Annotated in this window: 14 protein-coding genes; all 14 read left to right on the top strand. The window is 32.6% G+C overall.

What is annotated here, in order from left to right; translation table 11 throughout:
• The first annotated feature begins 19 nt into the window (after window positions 1-19).
• The 14 genes from NNH57_RS13035 (at window position 20) to NNH57_RS12970 (ending at window position 19,980) form a co-directional block, all read left to right on the top strand.
• On the top strand, window positions 20-2,326 hold the full coding sequence (locus tag NNH57_RS13035) for a GH92 family glycosyl hydrolase (protein ID WP_082994821.1): 2,307 nt from the start codon (window positions 20-22) through the stop codon (window positions 2,324-2,326).
• Window positions 2,327-2,787: 461 nt separating this feature from the next.
• Complete coding sequence (locus NNH57_RS13030; protein WP_074407345.1) at window positions 2,788-5,901, top strand: SusC/RagA family TonB-linked outer membrane protein; 3,114 nt, start codon at window positions 2,788-2,790, stop codon at window positions 5,899-5,901.
• 119 nt (window positions 5,902-6,020) lie between these two features.
• On the top strand, window positions 6,021-7,922 hold the full coding sequence (locus NNH57_RS13025; protein ID WP_108809054.1) for a SusD/RagB family nutrient-binding outer membrane lipoprotein: 1,902 nt from the start codon (window positions 6,021-6,023) through the stop codon (window positions 7,920-7,922).
• A gap of 257 nt (window positions 7,923-8,179) precedes the next feature.
• Window positions 8,180-9,616, top strand: coding sequence for a sugar MFS transporter (locus NNH57_RS13020; RefSeq protein ID WP_108809055.1), 1,437 nt, complete (start codon window positions 8,180-8,182; stop codon window positions 9,614-9,616).
• Between the two features lie 10 nt (window positions 9,617-9,626).
• Entirely contained in the window at window positions 9,627-10,526 is a 900-nt protein-coding gene (locus NNH57_RS13015; RefSeq protein WP_074407348.1) for an ROK family protein, read from the top strand.
• Between the two features lie 169 nt (window positions 10,527-10,695).
• The gene (gene nagB / locus NNH57_RS13010) at window positions 10,696-12,639 is read left to right on the top strand and encodes a glucosamine-6-phosphate deaminase (protein ID WP_108809056.1); all 1,944 of its coding nucleotides are present in this window, start codon (window positions 10,696-10,698) and stop codon (window positions 12,637-12,639) included.
• Between the two features lie 49 nt (window positions 12,640-12,688).
• The gene (locus NNH57_RS13005; RefSeq protein WP_159099317.1) at window positions 12,689-13,516 is read left to right on the top strand and encodes an endonuclease/exonuclease/phosphatase family protein; all 828 of its coding nucleotides are present in this window, start codon (window positions 12,689-12,691) and stop codon (window positions 13,514-13,516) included.
• Between the two features lie 765 nt (window positions 13,517-14,281).
• Entirely contained in the window at window positions 14,282-14,521 is a 240-nt protein-coding gene (locus NNH57_RS13000; RefSeq protein WP_108809058.1) for a hypothetical protein, read from the top strand.
• Between the two features lie 579 nt (window positions 14,522-15,100).
• Window positions 15,101-15,256: a hypothetical protein gene (locus NNH57_RS12995; RefSeq protein ID WP_159099318.1), complete on the top strand. Its 156-nt coding sequence runs from the start codon at window positions 15,101-15,103 to the stop codon at window positions 15,254-15,256.
• Window positions 15,257-15,288: 32 nt separating this feature from the next.
• Window positions 15,289-17,265, top strand: a complete 1,977-nt coding sequence (locus NNH57_RS12990) for a tetratricopeptide repeat-containing sensor histidine kinase (RefSeq protein WP_108809059.1) — start codon at window positions 15,289-15,291, stop codon at window positions 17,263-17,265.
• 12 nt (window positions 17,266-17,277) lie between these two features.
• On the top strand, window positions 17,278-17,946 hold the full coding sequence (locus tag NNH57_RS12985) for a response regulator (RefSeq protein ID WP_108809060.1): 669 nt from the start codon (window positions 17,278-17,280) through the stop codon (window positions 17,944-17,946).
• 372 nt (window positions 17,947-18,318) lie between these two features.
• Window positions 18,319-18,888 (top strand): RNA polymerase sigma factor, encoded by a 570-nt coding sequence (locus NNH57_RS12980; RefSeq protein WP_159099319.1) that lies wholly within the window; start codon window positions 18,319-18,321, stop codon window positions 18,886-18,888.
• 94 nt (window positions 18,889-18,982) lie between these two features.
• The gene (locus tag NNH57_RS12975) at window positions 18,983-19,654 is read left to right on the top strand and encodes a TetR/AcrR family transcriptional regulator (protein ID WP_074407354.1); all 672 of its coding nucleotides are present in this window, start codon (window positions 18,983-18,985) and stop codon (window positions 19,652-19,654) included.
• On the top strand, window positions 19,651-19,980 hold the full coding sequence (locus NNH57_RS12970; RefSeq protein WP_132066276.1) for a hypothetical protein: 330 nt from the start codon (window positions 19,651-19,653) through the stop codon (window positions 19,978-19,980). The genes NNH57_RS12975 and NNH57_RS12970 overlap by 4 nt, the downstream gene beginning before the upstream one ends.
• Window positions 19,981-20,091: the final 111 nt, after the last annotated feature.

Below are 20,091 nucleotides of genomic sequence, written 5' to 3'. Positions count from 1 at the left end.
TACATAAAAATAAGAGAAGATGAATAGTATTATTTTTAAAAAGATATATTTTTTGAAACTATGGATAATAACTGCTCTATTGTTTTTCTCTTGTCAAAAGAAAACTAAAGTAGAAGAGACAAAAGAAAATAATAGTGCTGAAAAACTATCAATTGATGTGACAAAGTATGTAAACCCGTTTATCGGAACCTCAAACTTTGGAACAACTAATCCAGGGCCAATTGCAGTACGAGGAATGGCAAGTATATCCCCTTTTAATGTGGCAGGACAACAAAATCTTCCTTTAGAAAAAGATAGCCGTTGGTTTTCTACACCTTATGTTCACGAAAATAAGTATTTAACAGGTTTTAGTCATGTAAATCTTAGCGGAGTAGGATGTCCTGAATTGGGTGTGATTCTCGCAATGCCGACCACAGGAGCAATTGAAACTGATCATTCTTTATATGGTAGTACGTATTCTAATGAAATTGCAGAAGTAGGCTATTATTCTAATATGCTGGATAAGTATACTATTAAAGTAGAGACAACCGCTACGACCAGAACAGGGGTAAGTAAATATACTTTTCCAAAAGGAGAATCTAATATAATGCTCAATTTGGGATTAGGGCTTACCAATGAGCAAGGAGGAATGATCAAAATAGTATCTTCAACAGAAATAGAAGGAATACGTTCTGTAGGGTCATTTTGCTACTATAAACCAGAAGAAGCATACCCAGTGTATTTTGTAGCTCGATTTTCAAGACCAGCAGACGAATTTGGAGTGTGGAAAAAGCCAAAGAAATACAAAGGAGTTGAAGCACAGTGGATGGGGTATAATGGAAAAGAAAGAATAAAGAAAGGATACACAAAAGAGGTAGTAGGAGATAGTATTGGAGGATATATGAAGTATCATTTTGAAACCCCTACACAAGTAGAAATGAAAGTAGGAATCTCGTATGTAAGTATTGAGAATGCCAGAGAAAATCTGGAAAAAGAAACTTTAGATAAAACTTTTGATCAAATTAGACAAGAAACCAGGGAAAACTGGAATCAATACTTATCAAAAATTGAAGTAGAAGGAGGAAAAAAAGAGGATAAAGTAAAATTCTATACTGCCTTATATCATACGCTTATACATCCAAATACCTTGAATGATATAAATGGAGAATACCCTAAAATGAAAACCAGAGAGACTTTAAAAACAAAAGGAACCCGTTATACTGTTTTTTCACTTTGGGATACTTATAGGAATTTACATCAATTGATGAGTTTGGTATATCCAAAACAACAATCAGATATGATCAAGAGTATGTTGCAGATTTATGATGAAACAGGATGGCTACCTAAGTGGGAATTAAATGCAACAGAAACAACAACTATGGTTGGAGATCCTGCAGGAATTATTATTGCAGATACTTATCTCAGGGGAATTAAGGATTTTGATGTTGAAAAAGCATATAAAGCTATGCTTAACAGTGCAGATCAATTGGATGATAACCCACTGCGTCCCGGTATCAAAGACTATATCGAAAAAGGATATCTCACCACAAAAACAACTAATAGTGGATCGGTATCTACCACACAAGAATATAATATTACAGATTTTGCCATAGCGCAATTAGCTAAAGAACTGGGAAAAGAAGAAGATCATTTACGTTTTTCAAAGCGGTCATTAACATACAGAAATCTTTTTGATAAAGAATTTAATTTATTACGACCTAAAAATGATGATGGAAGTTGGCTATCTCCATATAACCCTGATACCGGAGCTAATTTTGTAAAAAACCCTGGGTTTATAGAAGGAAATGCATGGCAATATACTTTTATGGTTCCACACGATATCTCTGGATTAAAAAAACTTATGGGAGGCGATCAACCATTTTTAGAACAATTGCAGAAAGTTTTTGACAATAAACAATATGACATGGCTAATGAGCCAGATATAGCATATCCCTTCTTGTTTAATTACATAAAAGGAGAAGAATGGAGAACACAAAAAACAGTCGATGAACTCTTAGAAACGTATTATAAAAATACTCCGGATGGGTTGCCAGGAAATGATGATACAGGCACCATGTCTGCCTGGGCTATATTTTCGATGATGGGGATATACCCGGTTTCACCAGCCCAACCCATATATACGTTTTGTACTCCAAAATTTGAAAAAATTACGATTCATTTAGATAAGGAATATTATAAAAATGATAAGATCGTAATCACCTCTACTACCCCTGAAAAAGAAGCTTTTATTAATGCCATATTGGTAAATGATAAAGAATATCAGGATTATTTTATCTCACATCAGGAATTAATTAATAAAGGAAGATTACAGTTTGTTTTGAAATAGAAGTGATTTAAGACTTTTTTGATTCTGGCGAGAAATAATTGTTTTTGATCAATTAAAGTGTTTTTGCACTTCATAGCAGCGCTACAGAGTAAGGAAAACGCAAAAATTGGGTGAAAAAAGTATTTTTATAGCGAATTGAAAAAAGCTTAAATCACTTCATAGTAAAGATAAACTAGCTTACTATTTGATACAAAACATGAAAAGTATTAATTCAATTTGGTTTTTATATCATTGGATAATGACCATATTAAATATAGAAATGACTGCATGAGAAACTATAATATAAAAATGGTATGATTTGAAAACGATTGATTTGTCAATATCTACAAAATTTTATGAATCAATTCGATGTTATCTAACCTTTTTGAGTTGTCATTGATCGAAAAATTTATATAAAAAATTAACATTAGAGTAACATTTGTACTGTCGATATAGAAATAAATTAACTAAAAGAAGATAGTATGATTGATAAATTACTGATTTTTTTAACAATTGTGTTGTGTTTGTCAAGTAATGTAACATTAGCACAAAGTAAAAAAACCGTTTCTGGTATTGTAACGGGTGAAGACGGGGTACCACTAGTTGGGGTGAATGTGATTGAAAAAGGAACATCTAATGGTACATCAACAGATTTTGATGGAAACTATACTGTTGTCGTTTCGGATCCATCGGGTATATTAATATTTTCTTCTCTAGGATTTGTAGAAAAGGAAATCCCTATGAATGGACAATCCGAAATTAAGGTGTCATTAATTGAAGATACTGAGCAATTAGGCGAAGTTGTTGTTACAGCTTTGGGAATTAAAAGAGCGAGAAAATCTCTAGGGTATTCTGTGCAAGAAGTAAAAGGTGCTGATGTGTTAGAAGCAAGAGAGAATAATTTGGCAAACTCAATTTCTGGTAAAGTAGCCGGACTTCAAATTGTAAGAGGAAGCAATGGTCCAGCAGGTTCTTCAAAAATTGTATTAAGAGGAAATAGCTCTCTTACAGGAGACAATCAACCATTAATTGTAGTTGATGGAATACCAATGAATAATTTTACAGGAGCTACCGAAAATGATTTTTTCAATCCCTCACAGGATTTAGGAAATGGTTTAGGGGATTTAAACCCAGAAGATATAGAAAGCATTTCTGTGTTAAAAGGAGGGGCTGCCGCTGCGCTGTACGGGTCACGTGCAGGAAATGGTGTGATACTAATTACAACGAAGACGGGAAAATCAAAACAAGGACTAGGGATAACCTTTTCTGCAACCACAGGATTTCAAAGTATATTTTTAAAACCAGAATTTCAAAACTCTTACGGACAAGGAACAAACGGAGTTTTTGAAAACCAATCAGTTTCAAGTTGGGGACCAAAAATAGAAGGACAATCAGTAGAGGATTGGGAAGGGAAACAAGTTACCTTAAAAGCTTATGATAATTTAGACCATTATTATAACGGAGGATTTAATCAGACGTATAGTATTTCATTTCAGCAGCAGGTTACTGATGCAACATCAGTTTATTCTTCGATAAATTTTTTAAATGATGATAGTAATATCCCGGGAGCTACTCTAGAAAGATTAAATTTATTAACAAGAGCAGTATCTAAATTTGGTAAAGAAAACAAATGGACTACAGATGTTAAAGTACAATATACCAACTTAAAAGCAGAAAACAGGCCGTTAAATGGAACAAATATCAGTAACCCCTATCGTACGGTGGCTCTATTGCCAAGATCATTAAATATTGCAGAATTTGAAATGCATACAGATCAATCAAATAATATGAGATGGTTTTTGGATACTAACGCAGTAAACCCATATTGGTCAACAGAGAAGAATTTAAGTGAAGATTCAAGAGATCGTTTTTTATTAAATGGCTCATTAAAGTATGAAATGACCGACTGGTTAAGTGCTGAGATTAAAGCAGGTGCCGATTTGTATACTACCAACGCAGAGTCTAAATTGTATTCTGGTAGTCCCCTTTCTGATACCGGGAGATATTCTTTAGGAAAAAATACATTTATAGAAAAAAATTATAGTGCTTTACTTACTGCTTCAAAGAATAATATTGTCGGAGAGTTTGGTGGTGTATTGACTTTAGGAGGAAACTTAATGTCCAATAGAGTTAGTGGATTAAGTTCTAATTCTGGAGATCTAGAAGTTCCAAATTTATTTTCATTAAATAATGGAATAAATAATGCAACTATAGAACAAATTTTTAGTGAAAAAAAGATTAACTCACTATATGGTTCATTGCAACTAAACTATGGAGGTTATTTCTTTGTAGAGGCAACTGGACGTAATGATTGGTCTTCTACATTAAGCAAAGCGAATCGATCATTTTTCTACCCATCTATCAGTACTTCTTTAGTGTTTACAGAAATGTTTAATGAATTGCCGGCGTGGTTAAATTTTAGTAAAATTAGAGCTTCATATGCTTCAGTAGGAAATGATCTAGATGCATATAAACTCTACAATTTTTATACAATAGGGAGCGATCCCAATGATAACACAACGGCCACTAGTGGTGATGTCTTATTTAATTCTGATGTAAAAAATGAATTGATTAAAACGTTAGAAGTTGGGTTTGAAGGACGATTTTTTAATAGTCGCTTAGCTATTGATTTTGCGTGGTATAAATCCAATGCTACTAATCAATTAATAGAGATTCCTCTAGATCCATTAAGTGGTTTTAATTCTGAAATAATTAATGCAGGTGATATACAAAATGAAGGATATGAATTAGGGATAAGTGGAAAAATACTTGATAACCTGAAAGGGTTTTCATGGGATGCAAATCTTAATTACTCAACCAATGAAAATACGATACAGGAACTTACAGATGAGGTCACAAAATATCGTTTGGGAGGATTTGATAATTTATCGATCCTGGCATTTAAAGGAGGAGGTTATGGTGAAATATGGGGAACCAAATATAGAAGAGTAGAAGACCCATCTGATGCAAATTTTGGCAAAATAATTGTTGATGGAGATGGACTGCCTTTAGCAACTGAAGAGAGTTTCAATTTGGGAAATCAACAACCAGATGCTATGATTGGGTTTTCCAACACATTTACTTATAAAAATATTTCCCTTGGGTTCTTGATAGATGCTCGTTTAGGAGGAGAAATCTTTTCGGGAACAAATCTAGCACTACAAGAATCTGGTAATGCAGCTGTTACGGTAGTAAACGGAGAGAGACAAGATATTTTGGTTGATGGAGTAGTAGATGATGGTAGTGGTAATTTTACAACAAATACAGTAGCTGTTTCTCCTGAGAATTATTGGACAGCAATTACAGGTAGATCTGGTAATTTAGGGATAAGTGAAGCTAATATTTATGATGCTACGAATATTCGATTAAGAAATGTAAACTTAAGGTATTCTCTTCCATCTAAATGGCTAGAAAAAATAGAAATTCAAAAGATGACATTAGGAATTTCTGCTAACAATGTTTGGATGATTAAAAGTCATTTAAATGGTGTTGATCCAGAATCAGTTTATGCAACCTCAACTAATGCTACAGGTTTTGAAAGCCTTTCATCTCCAACAACACGTAGTATAATTTTGAATGTATCGGTAAGTTTTTAAAAATTTAATATAGTTGAATGGAATTATGAAATGAACCATAACAATAAAGTTATACTACCCAACTGAAATGTTCAATGGTGAATTCCATCTGATAATTAGAAAAAAATAAATTTAAACAGATGAAAAAAATATTAAAAAAAACAGCTTTGCTTTTGAGCTTGTTGATGTTTTCATGTTCTGATTTTGAAGAAATCAATGTAGACCCTATAGCAGCTAATGAAGATCAAGTGCAGATAGAATATTTTATAAATAATTCTATTGGAGAAGCGCAACAAGACCCACATATTGCAGAACGAGTTTTTGTGTTGTATTGGAAAGATGCAGGACGAATGGATAGAATTGGAACATTATCTGAAGGTTTTCAAAATGATGGATGGACTAGTGACTATTATAACAGATATGTTTCTAAATGGTTAAATGATATTAATTCTGGAATCAAAATAGCAGATGCTCATATCGATTCTGGAATAGACAAAGAATATACTGCTAATTTAAAGCAAGTAGCAAGAATTTGGAGAGCGTATGTCATGAGCGAAATGAGTGACAATTTTGGACCTATCCCTATTCAGGGTTTCCAAGGAGAAAATCCAGAATATAACAATGTGAAAGATGTGTATTATTATCTTTTATCTGAGCTGAAAGAGGCCGCAGCAGAATTAGATGTGTCAATTATTAATCCAAGTGGATTAGAAAAACTTGACCCTGCGTATGGATATGATTATACCAAATGGAAGAAATATGCTAATTCATTAAGAATGCGTTTGGCTATGAGATTATCTGAAGTAGATCCTTCTAAAGCACAACAGGAGTTTGAGGATGCGGTGAGTGATGTGTATATAACATCTTTAGCAGATAATTTTGAGGTTCAGGAAGTAGATGGGTGGAATTCTTATACAGGAGTAATGACTAGACAATGGAACAACCAGTATTTATCTCCAACTCTTAATAATTTAATGATAGGTTTAGGGGGTATAACATCTCAGGATTTATTACCAGTAGATAAACATACCAATATAAAACCAGCAAATTATATCGGATTAAAATTTGAAGATCATTTTACAACAATGACCAATGATCCTTCTGCGGGTTTTTGGTTTGATGGATTACACAGCAGTATAGATCCAAGAGCATATGCGATGTATAAAATCCCCGGAGATTTTGATGATCCAGATTTTAATACTTATCCTTCTTGGTCCAATGCCGCAACTACAACTAAGAGAGACTTACTTGATGATACAGACAATGTTGTTGTTGAAATAGATGCTGCATTTACCTGGAATGCTCCAACCACTGGGGACTGGGGAGCTAAAGGTTCAAAAAATGGATTGCGATATGCGGGTACATTACCACGTTTATCGAATAAGTATAGAGATAGTGCTGCCGAACGTATATTTTTTGCTTCATGGGAATCGTATTTCTTAATTGCAGAAGCTGCTGTAAGAGGGTGGAACGTCCCAATGAGTGGTCAGGCAGCTTATGAACAAGGGATTAGTGAGAGTTTTACCCATTTAAATGTTTCTTCACATGTAAGCTCATATTTGAGTTCTCAGGATTATAATAGAGTAGGAACCTCTGTAAGTTGGGGACATGTAATAGAGCCGCCTAGTACTGTCTCGATGAATTATATCGATGGCTATACAAGTACCCCGGGATCAGTTAGTGTTAACTATCCAGAAAACACAATTTACAAATCTGGTACTGTAAAAAATGATCTATTAACCAAAATTATTACACAAAAGTATATTGCCCAAACACCATGGTTACCCCTAGAAGCATGGAGTGATCATAGAAGATTAGGTTTACCATTCTTTGAAAACCCAGCCGTCGAAAATCTATTACCAGATTTACCAGCATTAAATAGTGGTAATTTCATGACTAATAGTGTGAAGTTTTATGGACAGCGGTTAAAATATCCTTCTGATTTCCCTAATAATGTACCAAATGGATATCAACAAGCTATCAATCATTTGGGAGGAGATGATACTGTACATACTCCCTTATGGTGGGCTAAACAAGAATAAAACTATAGTTCTCATAGTGTGATTTTTTTGATAGTAATAATCAACCCTCCTATATAAAGGGAGGGTTTTTAAAGAAATTATTTTTGTTCTACAATTCAATGAATTATTTGAAATGAATCTGCTACAGAGATATTGAGTAATGCTAAAAAAATTGAAATACTTAATGATAAGAATAGTAAAAAAGTATTAATAGCAAATAATGATGGGATACTTCAGTCCTTTATTCTAAAAAATAATTAAAATAACTTAAGAATAATATGTCAGATATAACCAACTCTTTGCTTACAAAGTCAGAAAAGCAAAACAACTACAATAAACCCTTTTTTGCGATTATCTTTTTGTTTTTTCTATGGGGTTTTATTACGGTTATGAATGATGTGTTAATTCCTCATTTAAAAGCTGTTTTCGAACTTAGTTATTTTCAGGCGGCATTAATACAGTTTGCTTTTTTTGGAGCCTTTTTTATCATTTCTCTTATTTATTTTATTACTTCGGTAAGTATAGGGGATCCCATTTCTAAGATAGGATATAAAAATGGAATTATTATAGGACTCATATTGTGTGGGATTGGTTGTTGCCTTTTTTACCCTGCAGCTATTTATCAACGATATCCTGTATTTTTGGGAGCTTTGTTTGTTCTTGCTTCTGGGGTAACAATTTTGCAAATTACTGCCAACCCATATGCGGCCATACTAGGAAAACCAGAAACTGCATCAAGTAGACTTAATCTGGCACAAGGATTCAATTCTTTTGGCACTACATTGGCCCCAATTGTAGGTGCAATACTGCTATATAAAGTGTTCTCTGATGGTGAAATTACAGTAGATTCTTTAAAGATGCCATATCTAATATACGGAAGCCTGTTTTTTATATTAGCTATTATCATAAAATTTGTTAGGTTACCATCTTTTATCAATAACGAGAAAATTGAGAAAGGACTTGGAGTATTAAAATTCAGGCATGTTGTGTTGGGTATGTTTGCTATCTTTTTTTATGTAGGTGGTGAAGTGTCTATTGGGAGTTTTCTGATAAATTTCTTTGGTCTGGAAACCGTTATGGGAATGGAAGAAGCAGAGGCAGGAGTATTTTTATCATACTATTGGGGAGGTGCAATGATTGGAAGGTTTTTGGGATCGGTATCTATGAGTGAAATTACCAGCCAAACGAAAAAATATCTCCTCATGGCTTCATTGTCGATTCTGTTCTTTTTTGTTCTTTATTTTATTACTGCGATAAAGATTGAGGATGGTATATTTTCACTACAATTTTTATCATTTTCTAAAATTTGGTTATTTGTAGTTTTCTTAATTAGTAACTATTTGTTTTTCCTGATAGGAGGCACTAAACCTTCAAAAGTATTAACCTTATTTGCAGGAATAATTATAGTATTATTATTGATCATGATCTTATATAATGGAGAACTAGCCTTTTGGAGCGCTATAGCGATTGGAGCATTTAACTCAATCTTATGGTCAAATATATTTACACTAGCGATAAAAGATTTAGGAAAATATACAAGTCAAGCATCTTCATTATTAGTAATGATGATAGTCGGAGGAGCACTCATACCTCTATTACAAGGAGTAGTAGCAGATTATATAGGTATTAAACTATCCTTTTTTATACCTCTCGTATGCTATGGGTATTTAATTTTCTATGGTCTGGTTGGATACAAGATAAAACATACACTTTAAAAATATAAAAATGGTTCTAGGAGTAGATATCGGAGGTAGTCATATTTCTGTAGCTATTATAGATGAAAATGTACCAAATCAAGTACAGAACATCTATACAATGAAAATTAGTAATACATCTGATTCAGATCTGATATTAGATAGTTGGATTGGTGTTATAGAAATGGCAATAGATAATTTAGGAAATCAAAAATTAAAAGGAATAGGTATAGCTATGCCAGGCCCTTTTGATTATGAGAAAGGAGTTTTTCCTGGCGAAGGAGAAAATAAATTTCAGAAGCTAAGTAATCTTAATCTTAAAGATCATATTATCAAAAAATTAAATTTAAAACCCTCTGTTTCTGTTCGGTTTTATAATGATGCAGCCTGTTTCGGAATAGGAGAGGCTTGGGTAGGAGAGTTGATTTCTTTTAATAAAACTATTGCAATTACTTTAGGAACAGGTCTGGGAGCTACTTTTTTAGAAAAAGGAATTCCTACATTAGAAGGGAAAGGAGTTCCGTTATACGGAGAGTTGTATCATTTACCATTCGGAAACGACATAGCAGATACTAATTTTTCTACTGTATGGTTTCAAAAACGTTATAAAGAAATTACCAATAAAGAAATAAGTGGAGTAAAAGAACTTATTAGATTTGAAAAAGATAATACAGTAACCGTACAGATTTTTAAAGAATTCTCAGAGAATTTAGCAACTTTTCTAGCTCCCTGGCTACGAGATTTTGAGGCAGAAGCTATAGTAATTGGAGGTAATATTAGTAACGCCTGGACGTTTTTTATAGAAAGCTTAATCCAAACACTTAATAAATTAAATATTACCATACCGATTTATAAAAGCACACTTAGAGAGAACGCAGCTCTAATAGGTGCAGCCAGATTAATAGATAATGATTTTTTTAAAGAGTTATAACGATAATAAAGCATCGGTGTATAGTTATAACAGTACATTTTAGAGATATTAAGCAATTTAAAAATTAATACAAATAGATTTCATTACACAAACTATTAGTGATAATAAAGTTGAAGAAGAGTAAATACGTTATTTTTATCATGAAATCTAATAACAATTTAAAAGGATTATGATTACTAAAGTTGAATTAAAGAGGGTTAAAGATATTAGTTATAAGGAAGCCGGAATTTATGAAAACACCAAGTTTGAAAAAATTCACAATGTTATATTCAAAAACTCAGATTATGCATCTATAGTAATTGCTCAGGAAATAGCTGCATTAATAAAAGAAAAACAAGCAAAAGAGAACTATTGTGTTTTAGGACTAGCTACAGGTTCATCTCCTATTAAGGTTTACGAAGAATTAGTTCGACTTCATAAAGAAGACAATCTAAGCTTTGCTAATGTTATCGTATTCAATTTGGATGAATACTACCCTATGGAAAGAACAGATGTGCAAAGCTATCATTACTTTATGCATGAACACCTATTTAATCATATAGATATTTTGCCAGAAAATATCCATATACCAGATGGTATGGTGTCACAAAAAGATCTTCATCAATATTGTATAGATTATGAGTTGAAAATAAATGCTGTTGGAGGTTTAGATTTTCAGTTATTAGGAATCGGAAGAACGGGGCATATTGGATTTAATGAACCTGGTTCGCATCCAAATTCAGGAACACGAATTATCACATTAAATCACATCACCCGATCTGATGCTGCTGAAGCTTTTTTTGGCGTAGAAAACGTCCCAAAAAGAGCGATTACCATGGGAATAGGAACCATAAAGAAAGCTAAGCGAATAGTGATCATGGCCTTTGGGCATAAAAAAGCACCTGTTGTAAAAGAAGCAATAGAAGGAGCCGTAAAATCTGATATTCCTGCATCGTACCTACAAGAACATAAAAATACCACTTTTGTATTGGATCAGGAAGCAGCAGGAGAATTAACCAGAATTAAAACTCCCTGGTTAGTAGAATCTTGTATATGGGATGAAAAAATCAAAAATAAGTCAATCGCCTGGTTAAGTCAGAAAGTACAAAAACCAATACTGAAACTTACCGATAAAGATTATAATGACAACGGAATGTCTGGATTGTTAGCAGAAAAAGGATCAGCCTATGATCTTAATATCGATATGTTTAATAAACTACAATCTACCATTACTGGATGGCCAGGTGGTAAGCCAAATGCAGATGACACTTACCGGCCAGAACGTAATACACCTCATAAAAAAAGAGTTTTGATTCTTAGCCCTCACCCAGATGATGATGTAATATCAATGGGAGGTACTTTTCTTCGCTTGATCGAACAAAAACATGAGGTACATGTAGCGTATCAAACCTCGGGGAATATAGCAGTATCTGACGAAGAAGCCATTAAATATGCAGAGGTTGCTAAAAGTATGTCATTAGAAAATGTAGGAAGTGTAAATATTGATGCTATCATTACCGAACTTAAAAAGAAAAAGGAGAATGCTATTGATGCTATAGCGATTAGAACCCTTAAAGGGCTTATAAGAAGAGTAGAATCATTAGGAGCGACTCGTTTTTTTGGGTTACCTGATACTCATGTGAGTTTTTTGGATTTACCATTCTATGAAACCGGAACGGTAAAAAAGAAGCCTTATGATAAGAAAGATATAACCATTCTTACCAAGTTAATACGAGATATAAAACCGCATCAAATATATGCCGCAGGAGATTTGGCAGACCCTCATGGTACCCATAAAGTCTGTTTGGATATATTGTTTGAAGTAATAGAAAATAGTAAGGAAGAGGAGTTTATGAAAGATTGTTGGGTATGGTTATATCGTGGTGCATGGCAAGAATGGGATATCCATGATATCGAAATGGCTGTTCCTCTAAGTCCTGATGAGGTGCTTAAAAAACGAAAAGCAATATTTTTTCATCAATCTCAAAAAGATAATGTAATGTTTCAAGGAGATGATACCAGAGAATTTTGGGTAAGAGCAGAAGAACGTAATAAAGATACCGCAAAGAAATATCATGCACTGGGATTGACAGACTATGCTGGGATCGAAGCTTTTAAAAAGTATTATTTTTAAGTAATCAAACTAAATATATAGATTTTCGTTAATGATAATAAAACAAAAAATGCTAAAAAATATAAAGCTGATCGCTCTATTCGTATTAGTTACTTTGAACCTTAGTGCTCAAAAATCTATAATGTCTTATAATATAAGATATAACAATCCTAATGATAACGAAAACTGGTGGGAGAATAGAAAACTAGACGTAGTACAGATGATACAATATTACACTCCCGATATTTTAGGAATTCAGGAAGGGTTAAACGATCAGGTAAAATATGTAGACACCCTGTTAACAAATTACAGTTTTGTTGGTGTTGGTAGAGAAGATGGTAACCAAAAAGGAGAATATGCTGCTCTATTTTTTAATACTAATGCTATTGAGTTGATAGCAACTAAAACATTTTGGCTTTCAGAAAAAATAGATACTGTATCTATTGGTTGGGATGCTGCAATGGAGCGAATTGTGACCTATGGTAAATTTAAAGATAAATCTACTAATGATACTATTCATGTTTTTAATTGTCATTATGATCACCTTGGAGAAATAGCAAGGAAAAATTCTTCTACATTAGTACTTAGGCTAATTAAAAAAATGAAAATAGAAGATGAACGCATTGCTGTAATTGGTGATTTAAACTGTTTGCCCAATGCAAAACCTATTCAAATATTAAAAACCAAGTTAGAAGACTCATTTGAGATTAGTAAAACTCCTCCGTACGGACCAAAGGGAACTTTTAATGGTTTCAATGTAGAAGAAAAGATAATTTCAAGGATAGATTACATCCTGACCAGAAATATAACAGTGAATAGCTATACCAATGTTGATGATAGAAGAAAGAATAATCTATTGCTTTCAGATCATTTACCGGTCTTAATTAGAATAGAATAAGATACATGACTAAATTTATTTCTTCTCCTGGATCGAATTCATATTCAAATACATATATTTGCGCATTAATTTGGAAAATAAGACTAAAATCGTTATTTTTTGTATAACAAAATGAAACAGAATAGTATACATATGGCATTAATATTGCGGCTTAATCAGTGCGATTATCGATGGATTAATGAAGTCTTTCTACAAAAAAGGACGCTATGTGACTATTTTAATTGTTTTTTGAAGTGATATAAATTAGAAAACGATATAATATAGCAAGCGTCCAAGAAATTGGACGCTTTTTTTATTCAGGTTTTTTGGTATAAAACACATTCAAAAGCATAAAACCTGATCGTAATCATAAAACCAATAGAGGGAAATAGTAAAAAACACACTTAAATAGTAATATGTTATAAAACAATTTAAAAGAAAAGAAGTAAAATTTTAAAGGAATGCGTAAAAGCTAAATAGTACATAAAGAGTAAGTGATTGGAAAGCAAGTATCAGGTAGTTAGGTGATTGCCAAAATATCCAAAATCTGTTATAAAACGGACAGGGATTTCTTTGCTTAATTTTGATTATAAATACCTGATAATCAATAAATTAATATTAAAAAATAGTTGCAGGATCCTAAAAATATCCGTATCTTTGTATCTCAATACAAGTAGTATATTATTTGTTCAGTTTTAGAAAAAATAATACGAATTGACTACGTAAAAAGAATACGTATTCATACTGAACATTTATATGCTAATTAATTAACTAAAAAATAAAACAATGAAGTATAATCAAAATTCTAAAAAAGGACAGGAGGACAGAAACCATCTGTTAACCGATGCATTCGGAAGTGTCCTTGGGATGGGTTTATATACTTCGGTTGTTAATCCTCTTCCAAAAGTGATATCCGAATCATTAGATGGCGAAAGAAAGGAAGAAACACTTCAATTTATAAGTAAAAACTTCCATGAAGTAGTAATCAAAGGCAGTTATGTTTCTTGTAAAGTATTCGTTTCGTAAACTTTATAAGAGTAATTATAATTCGTATTAGTGATTGAGTTTGTCTCTCGAGGCAAACTAAACAATAGTAAGAAAAACATCGATTTCCATTCGAGCAATAAACACACCGTATTAGCAAGTGCTAATATGAAAAACCGAGTAGGATAATCGATCAAGTATCTAACAATGTAACATCTCTTATACGTTAATTACATACGCTAGCTGTTACCGACACTACCAACCAGTATTTTCTATAACACTATAGGATTTTTAGAGCTATATATAGTTTTTGGTGTAAAAAGCCTGAAAACCAAGTATATCTAAAAAATCAATATCCACAGTATAAGTATGCTTAACACATTGTTAAGGGTATAACTGGATTGTATAGAAAATACAGAAAACTAACCCATCAAAAACATCCTAATTACAGTTTGCTGCTACCCAAAAGGGGAAAGTAAGGTATCGCAACTGTATTGGATCACACTTTCCCAAAAACCAATTGATGATTCCCATAGGTAATGGGTATGTAACAACATACCGATCTGGGGTTAACACCTATGGGCGTACCCTAAACTTTGGAAAACAAAAAATTTAGCAACAATGAGAACTTTAAAATACATACTAATAGCCATACTTTTAGGAGTCAACTTTGCTTCTTGTACGCCAGATGATAGCGTTAAAGAAAACGAAACCTTGCAAACAGAAGTGTTAAGTACTACCGGAGATGATGAAATATTAGAAGAAGATGATATTTAATCTTAATCATTATAATTTAGTACTTTTGGGGGATGAAACGATATACAGTTTTATCCCTCTTTTTTTTAGGTATAGTAACAGGTGTTTTCTTCAATTCTTGTAATGATAATGTTACCAATGATTCGATTTCTCCCATGGTAATCAAACAGATCGATTCTTTAAATAGTTACTATGATTTTGCTTTCAAGAAATCCAATGCTAAGGAAAAAAGATTGGAAGCTATGGACAACTTTTTACAGGGAGCTAAGAAACTAGAAATAGATTCGTTACGACATAAAGGCCTTTCATTGTATACAAGACTTCTTCATAAATATAAAGGCCCTGAAAAAGCAATTGAGCAATCCTATTTGTTATTACAACTTGCTCAACAAAATATGGATAGTGCCTATATAGGAAAAGCATTATATAAGTTAGGTCTTTATAACAAAAAACTAGATAACTACCTGGAGGCTTTTGAGTATTATAATCAATCGTTCAAGGTTCACAGAAATCTTAAGGATAGTATCAATGCAGGGAGATGTTTGATGGCAATGTCTAATATTCACATTGCTTTAGGAGATCATAATGCCAGTAAAACAACAGCTACGGATGGTTTAAAATATGTAGAGAATTCTTCTGAACACAAAATAATATCTGGACTGTATCATGGTATATCGATATCTTTTAATCAATTAAAAAACCCTGAAAAAGCTTTGCTTTGGAACTCTAAAGTTCTAGAATTACTTAACGATTCAATTGCTAAAAAGAAAATTGGAATTCGCAATCTACCCATTTTTAAAAACACTCGTGCAAATATTTTGGCAGAGCAAAAAAAATATGAAGAAAGTATTGATATTTTACAATCTTTACTAAAAGATAAGAACGTAATAAAAAAACGAACACGATATGCGCAAATTCTAAATAATCTGGGGTATGTAAAATTCCTTCAAAATCCAAAGAATTCAGAAAGTGAAACCATGCTATTGGAAGCACATCAGATAAGGTTGCAAAAAAACAACTTAGTTGGTTTATTTAATAGTAGCATACACCTTGCTAAATATTATAGAAACAAAGACTTAGGAAAAGCAAGATATCATGCTCGGGAAGCCTATCAAAGCTTAAAAGATTTTGGTAACTATGAGGGGTTGTTAGAAGTGTTAACTTTGATTACCGAATTAGATCCAGAGTCTTTAGAAGACCATCAACGTTTTAAAGAAGCTAGTCTTAAGCTCATGCAGCTTCGAAAAAAGACTCGAGAAATCTATGCACCTACACGATTCGAGAATGAAAACTTACTCAAGGAGAACGCAGAAAAAAACAGAAAAATATCTGAGGTTCGTAACGAAAATACAATCTACCTTCTCGGGATGTTACTATTAATTACCGGTATTGGGTTTATAGTCTATTTTTTTAGACAACAAATGCATCATCTCAACCAGCAAAATAAAATAGTACAGTTTGAAGCCAGTTATGAAACCGAAACCCGTATTTCTAAACAATTACATGATGAGCTGGGGAATGATATTTTTCAGGTAATGATGCAATATCAAAACGACCCTCATGACCCTCATATCAAGGATAAACTCAATACTACCTATCTCAAAGCACGTGATATCTCACGCGAAAACAATGAATTCGAAACCGGGGTGACCTATCCAGAAGAATTGAATAACATGCTAAAAAACTATACCCAAAACGGGATTCAGTTAATAGCCATAGGATTTGATAGAATTGATTGGGATGAGATGGATAAAACCATAAAAATAACGGTATACAGAGTACTACAGGAATTGATGACCAATATGCAGAAACATAGTCAGGCCAGCCTGGTTAAATTAAGGTTTTCTAATACTAACGATACCCTCACAATTAACTACTCTGATAATGGTGTGGGAGTAACAAAAGAACATCTACAATCCAAAAATGGACTTCGGAATACAGAAAACCGTATTCGAGCTATACTAGGAACACTTATCTTTGACTCAGAAAAAGGAAAAGGCTTTACAGCCGAAATACAAATCCCTAATTAAAAAGTCAGCAAGATGTTTTCTAAAGTATTGGTAGCAGAAGACTATGAAATAGCCAATCAAGGCATTATAAAAGTATTAAATGATAAAATTGGAATCCATAATATTGAGGAGGCTAAATACTGTGATGATGCCTATCTCAAATTCAGAAAAGCGCATAATGACCAGGAAGTATTTGAGCTATTGATCACAGATCTTTCATTTAGAGAAGATCATAAGGTCCAAACCAGAACCTCGGGTATCGAACTCATAAAAGATATCAGAAGTATACAACCAGATATCAAAGTGATTGTATATTCTCAGGAAAACAGGCCAGACAAAATTAATATGCTATTCGAAAATCTCAATATCAATGGATACGTTTGTAAAGGCCAGCAAGCAATACAAGAATTAGTAGCATGCGTGAAAGGAGTGTATCAAGGCAATACTATGCGACCGCCAGAGATTACCAATAATTTTAACACGAATACATTGATTCACTTAGATGATTTGGATATGATACTGTTAGAAGAATTATCAAAAGGATTTACCAAAAAAGAAATCCGAATCAAGCTTAAAAAACAAAACATATCTCCAAATGGTGAAAGTGCTATCGATAAAAGAGTAAGTAAACTTTTTGATGACTTCAAAGCTAAGAATAGCACTCACCTGGTAGCTATTGTAAAGGATTTAGGAATATTATAGCTTTTTTATACCCTATCTAAACTTCTAATCGTACAGAAGTATTAAACATCTTCAAAAGCAGTATAATGACTTTTTTTTCAAAAAAAGGACTCCATTACAGAAATCTGTATTGACATCTAATGTAGTCGATTTATGTTTGTATCATAAAGGCAAGTGAGCGATAAATGACAATGAGCTTATACCATTTGTTGTTTGAATTTACCAGAAAAGAAAATTAAGATTTTTTTGCTTCAGTGATGAATGAAAATCAAGCATAGTTGGGGAACGGTTTATTTTCATTCTGAAACTGAAGTGAAAAAAGAACATTTTATCTCAGTAAATTCAAAAGATAAATGGTATTACCTAAACCCTAAAAGATACAAACTCACAATAATGATGAATAACGATCAAATAATCATAGCTGGAATCATTGATGGGGACGAGAAAATACTAACCTGTTTTTATAAAGAAAATATTCGATACATTCAGGGATACATTCTTCGTAATAATGGAAATCCCGAAGATGTAGAAGATGTCTTTCAGGATGCCTTAGTTGTGTTATATCAGAAATTACGATCTGGTCTTTTAGAACTACGAGTACCAATAAAAACCTATTTTTACGGGATTTGTAAAAACCTTTGGAGAAATCGCTTAAAGAAAAAGAAAAAACTCGTTATCGATGATGGGTGGTATCGTTTTGAAGAAGGAGCTAGTGAACCCTTAATAGCAGATATTGAAAATCAAGAACGCGAGCACCTTTATAGAAAATACTTTCAAAAACTAAGTACAGAGAATAAGAAGCTATTATCTCTTTTTTTTGAAGGAAAATCAATGAAAGAAATTTCGAAAATCATAGGACATTCTGAAGGATATACCAGAAAAAAGAAATTTGAAGCCAAAAAGAAACTGTTAAATATGATCGAAAAAGATCCAATGTATAATGAGTTAAAGGCGGTATGTTAGCATAGATCAGAGAGTTATAAGTATAATACTTTCATAAAAAATAGTTAAACGACCTCGATTTAATAGTAATACTTTCATATCTTTGCTTTTCTAGATGGAAAGTTTACCAATACATATAACAATTAATCCAGAGTTATACACCAAAAACCCTGAATCCTCTGATTTAGGGAAGAAAATAGTGCAAACTAGTATCGAGATGATAAATGATTTAGGTTTTGAGTCTTTCACATTTAGAAAGTTGGGAGTTGCTATAGGATCTAATGAAAGTTCGATTTATCGTTATTTTGAAAGTAAGCATTCGTTATTGGTATACTTGATCAATTGGTATTGGAGTTGGATTGAGTATAAATTGGTTTTTGCAACGACAAATATTACCTCTGCAAAAGATAAATTGAACATCGCGATCACACTATTTACTCAAGAAGTAAAAGAAGACAACTCTTTTACTTTTATTAATAAAGTATTACTTAATAAAATTATCATTTCAGAATCTGCTAAAGCCTATCATACAAAGGATGTTGATGAAGAAAATAAAAAAGGATTCTATAAAACGTATAAAAGAGTTGTACAAAGAGTGAGCGATATGGTTTTGGAGATAAATCCAAAATTTGAGTTCCCGCATATGCTTATCTCAACAGTAATTGAGGGAGCACACCATCAACGTTATTTTTCTCAACATCTTCCTTCGTTAACCGATGTCGAAGAAGGAAAAAACAATGTAGTGAGATTTTACACTGATTTAGTACAAAAAACTATTGCGTCATGAAGTTATTTTGTCATAACATATTTAGCTTTATAAAGTATAGTTCGTTTATCGTTGTGTTTGTAAGCATGTTGTTACAGCCAATAGTTCAGACTATTGCACTTTTCGCTAACGATGATATCGAATTAGTTGAAGTAGATTGGGAAGAAGATTCTGATGAAGAAGAAAAACAGGAAGATGATTGTAAGTATAAAAAAAATGAATTTAAAATTTTAAATTCTTACGATCGTCATTTTATCTATGCTTCAGAACATTCTTGTTATCAGGTACTACAACCTCATTATGATTTTGATCTCGAAATTCCCATCCCACCTCCCGAACAGGTGTAATTATTAAATTAGGATTCTACTTTTTAATCCGGATCCTTATCATATTTCAATTTGGTTCCATTACTATGGAACTCATCATTTACATAATAACTTATTAATTGCTCAATGTTT

Source organism: Aquimarina spinulae (genome assembly GCF_943373825.1).
GTDB classification, from domain to species: Bacteria; Bacteroidota; Bacteroidia; order Flavobacteriales; family Flavobacteriaceae; genus Aquimarina; species Aquimarina spinulae.
This window is presented reverse-complemented; position numbering and strand designations above follow the sequence as displayed.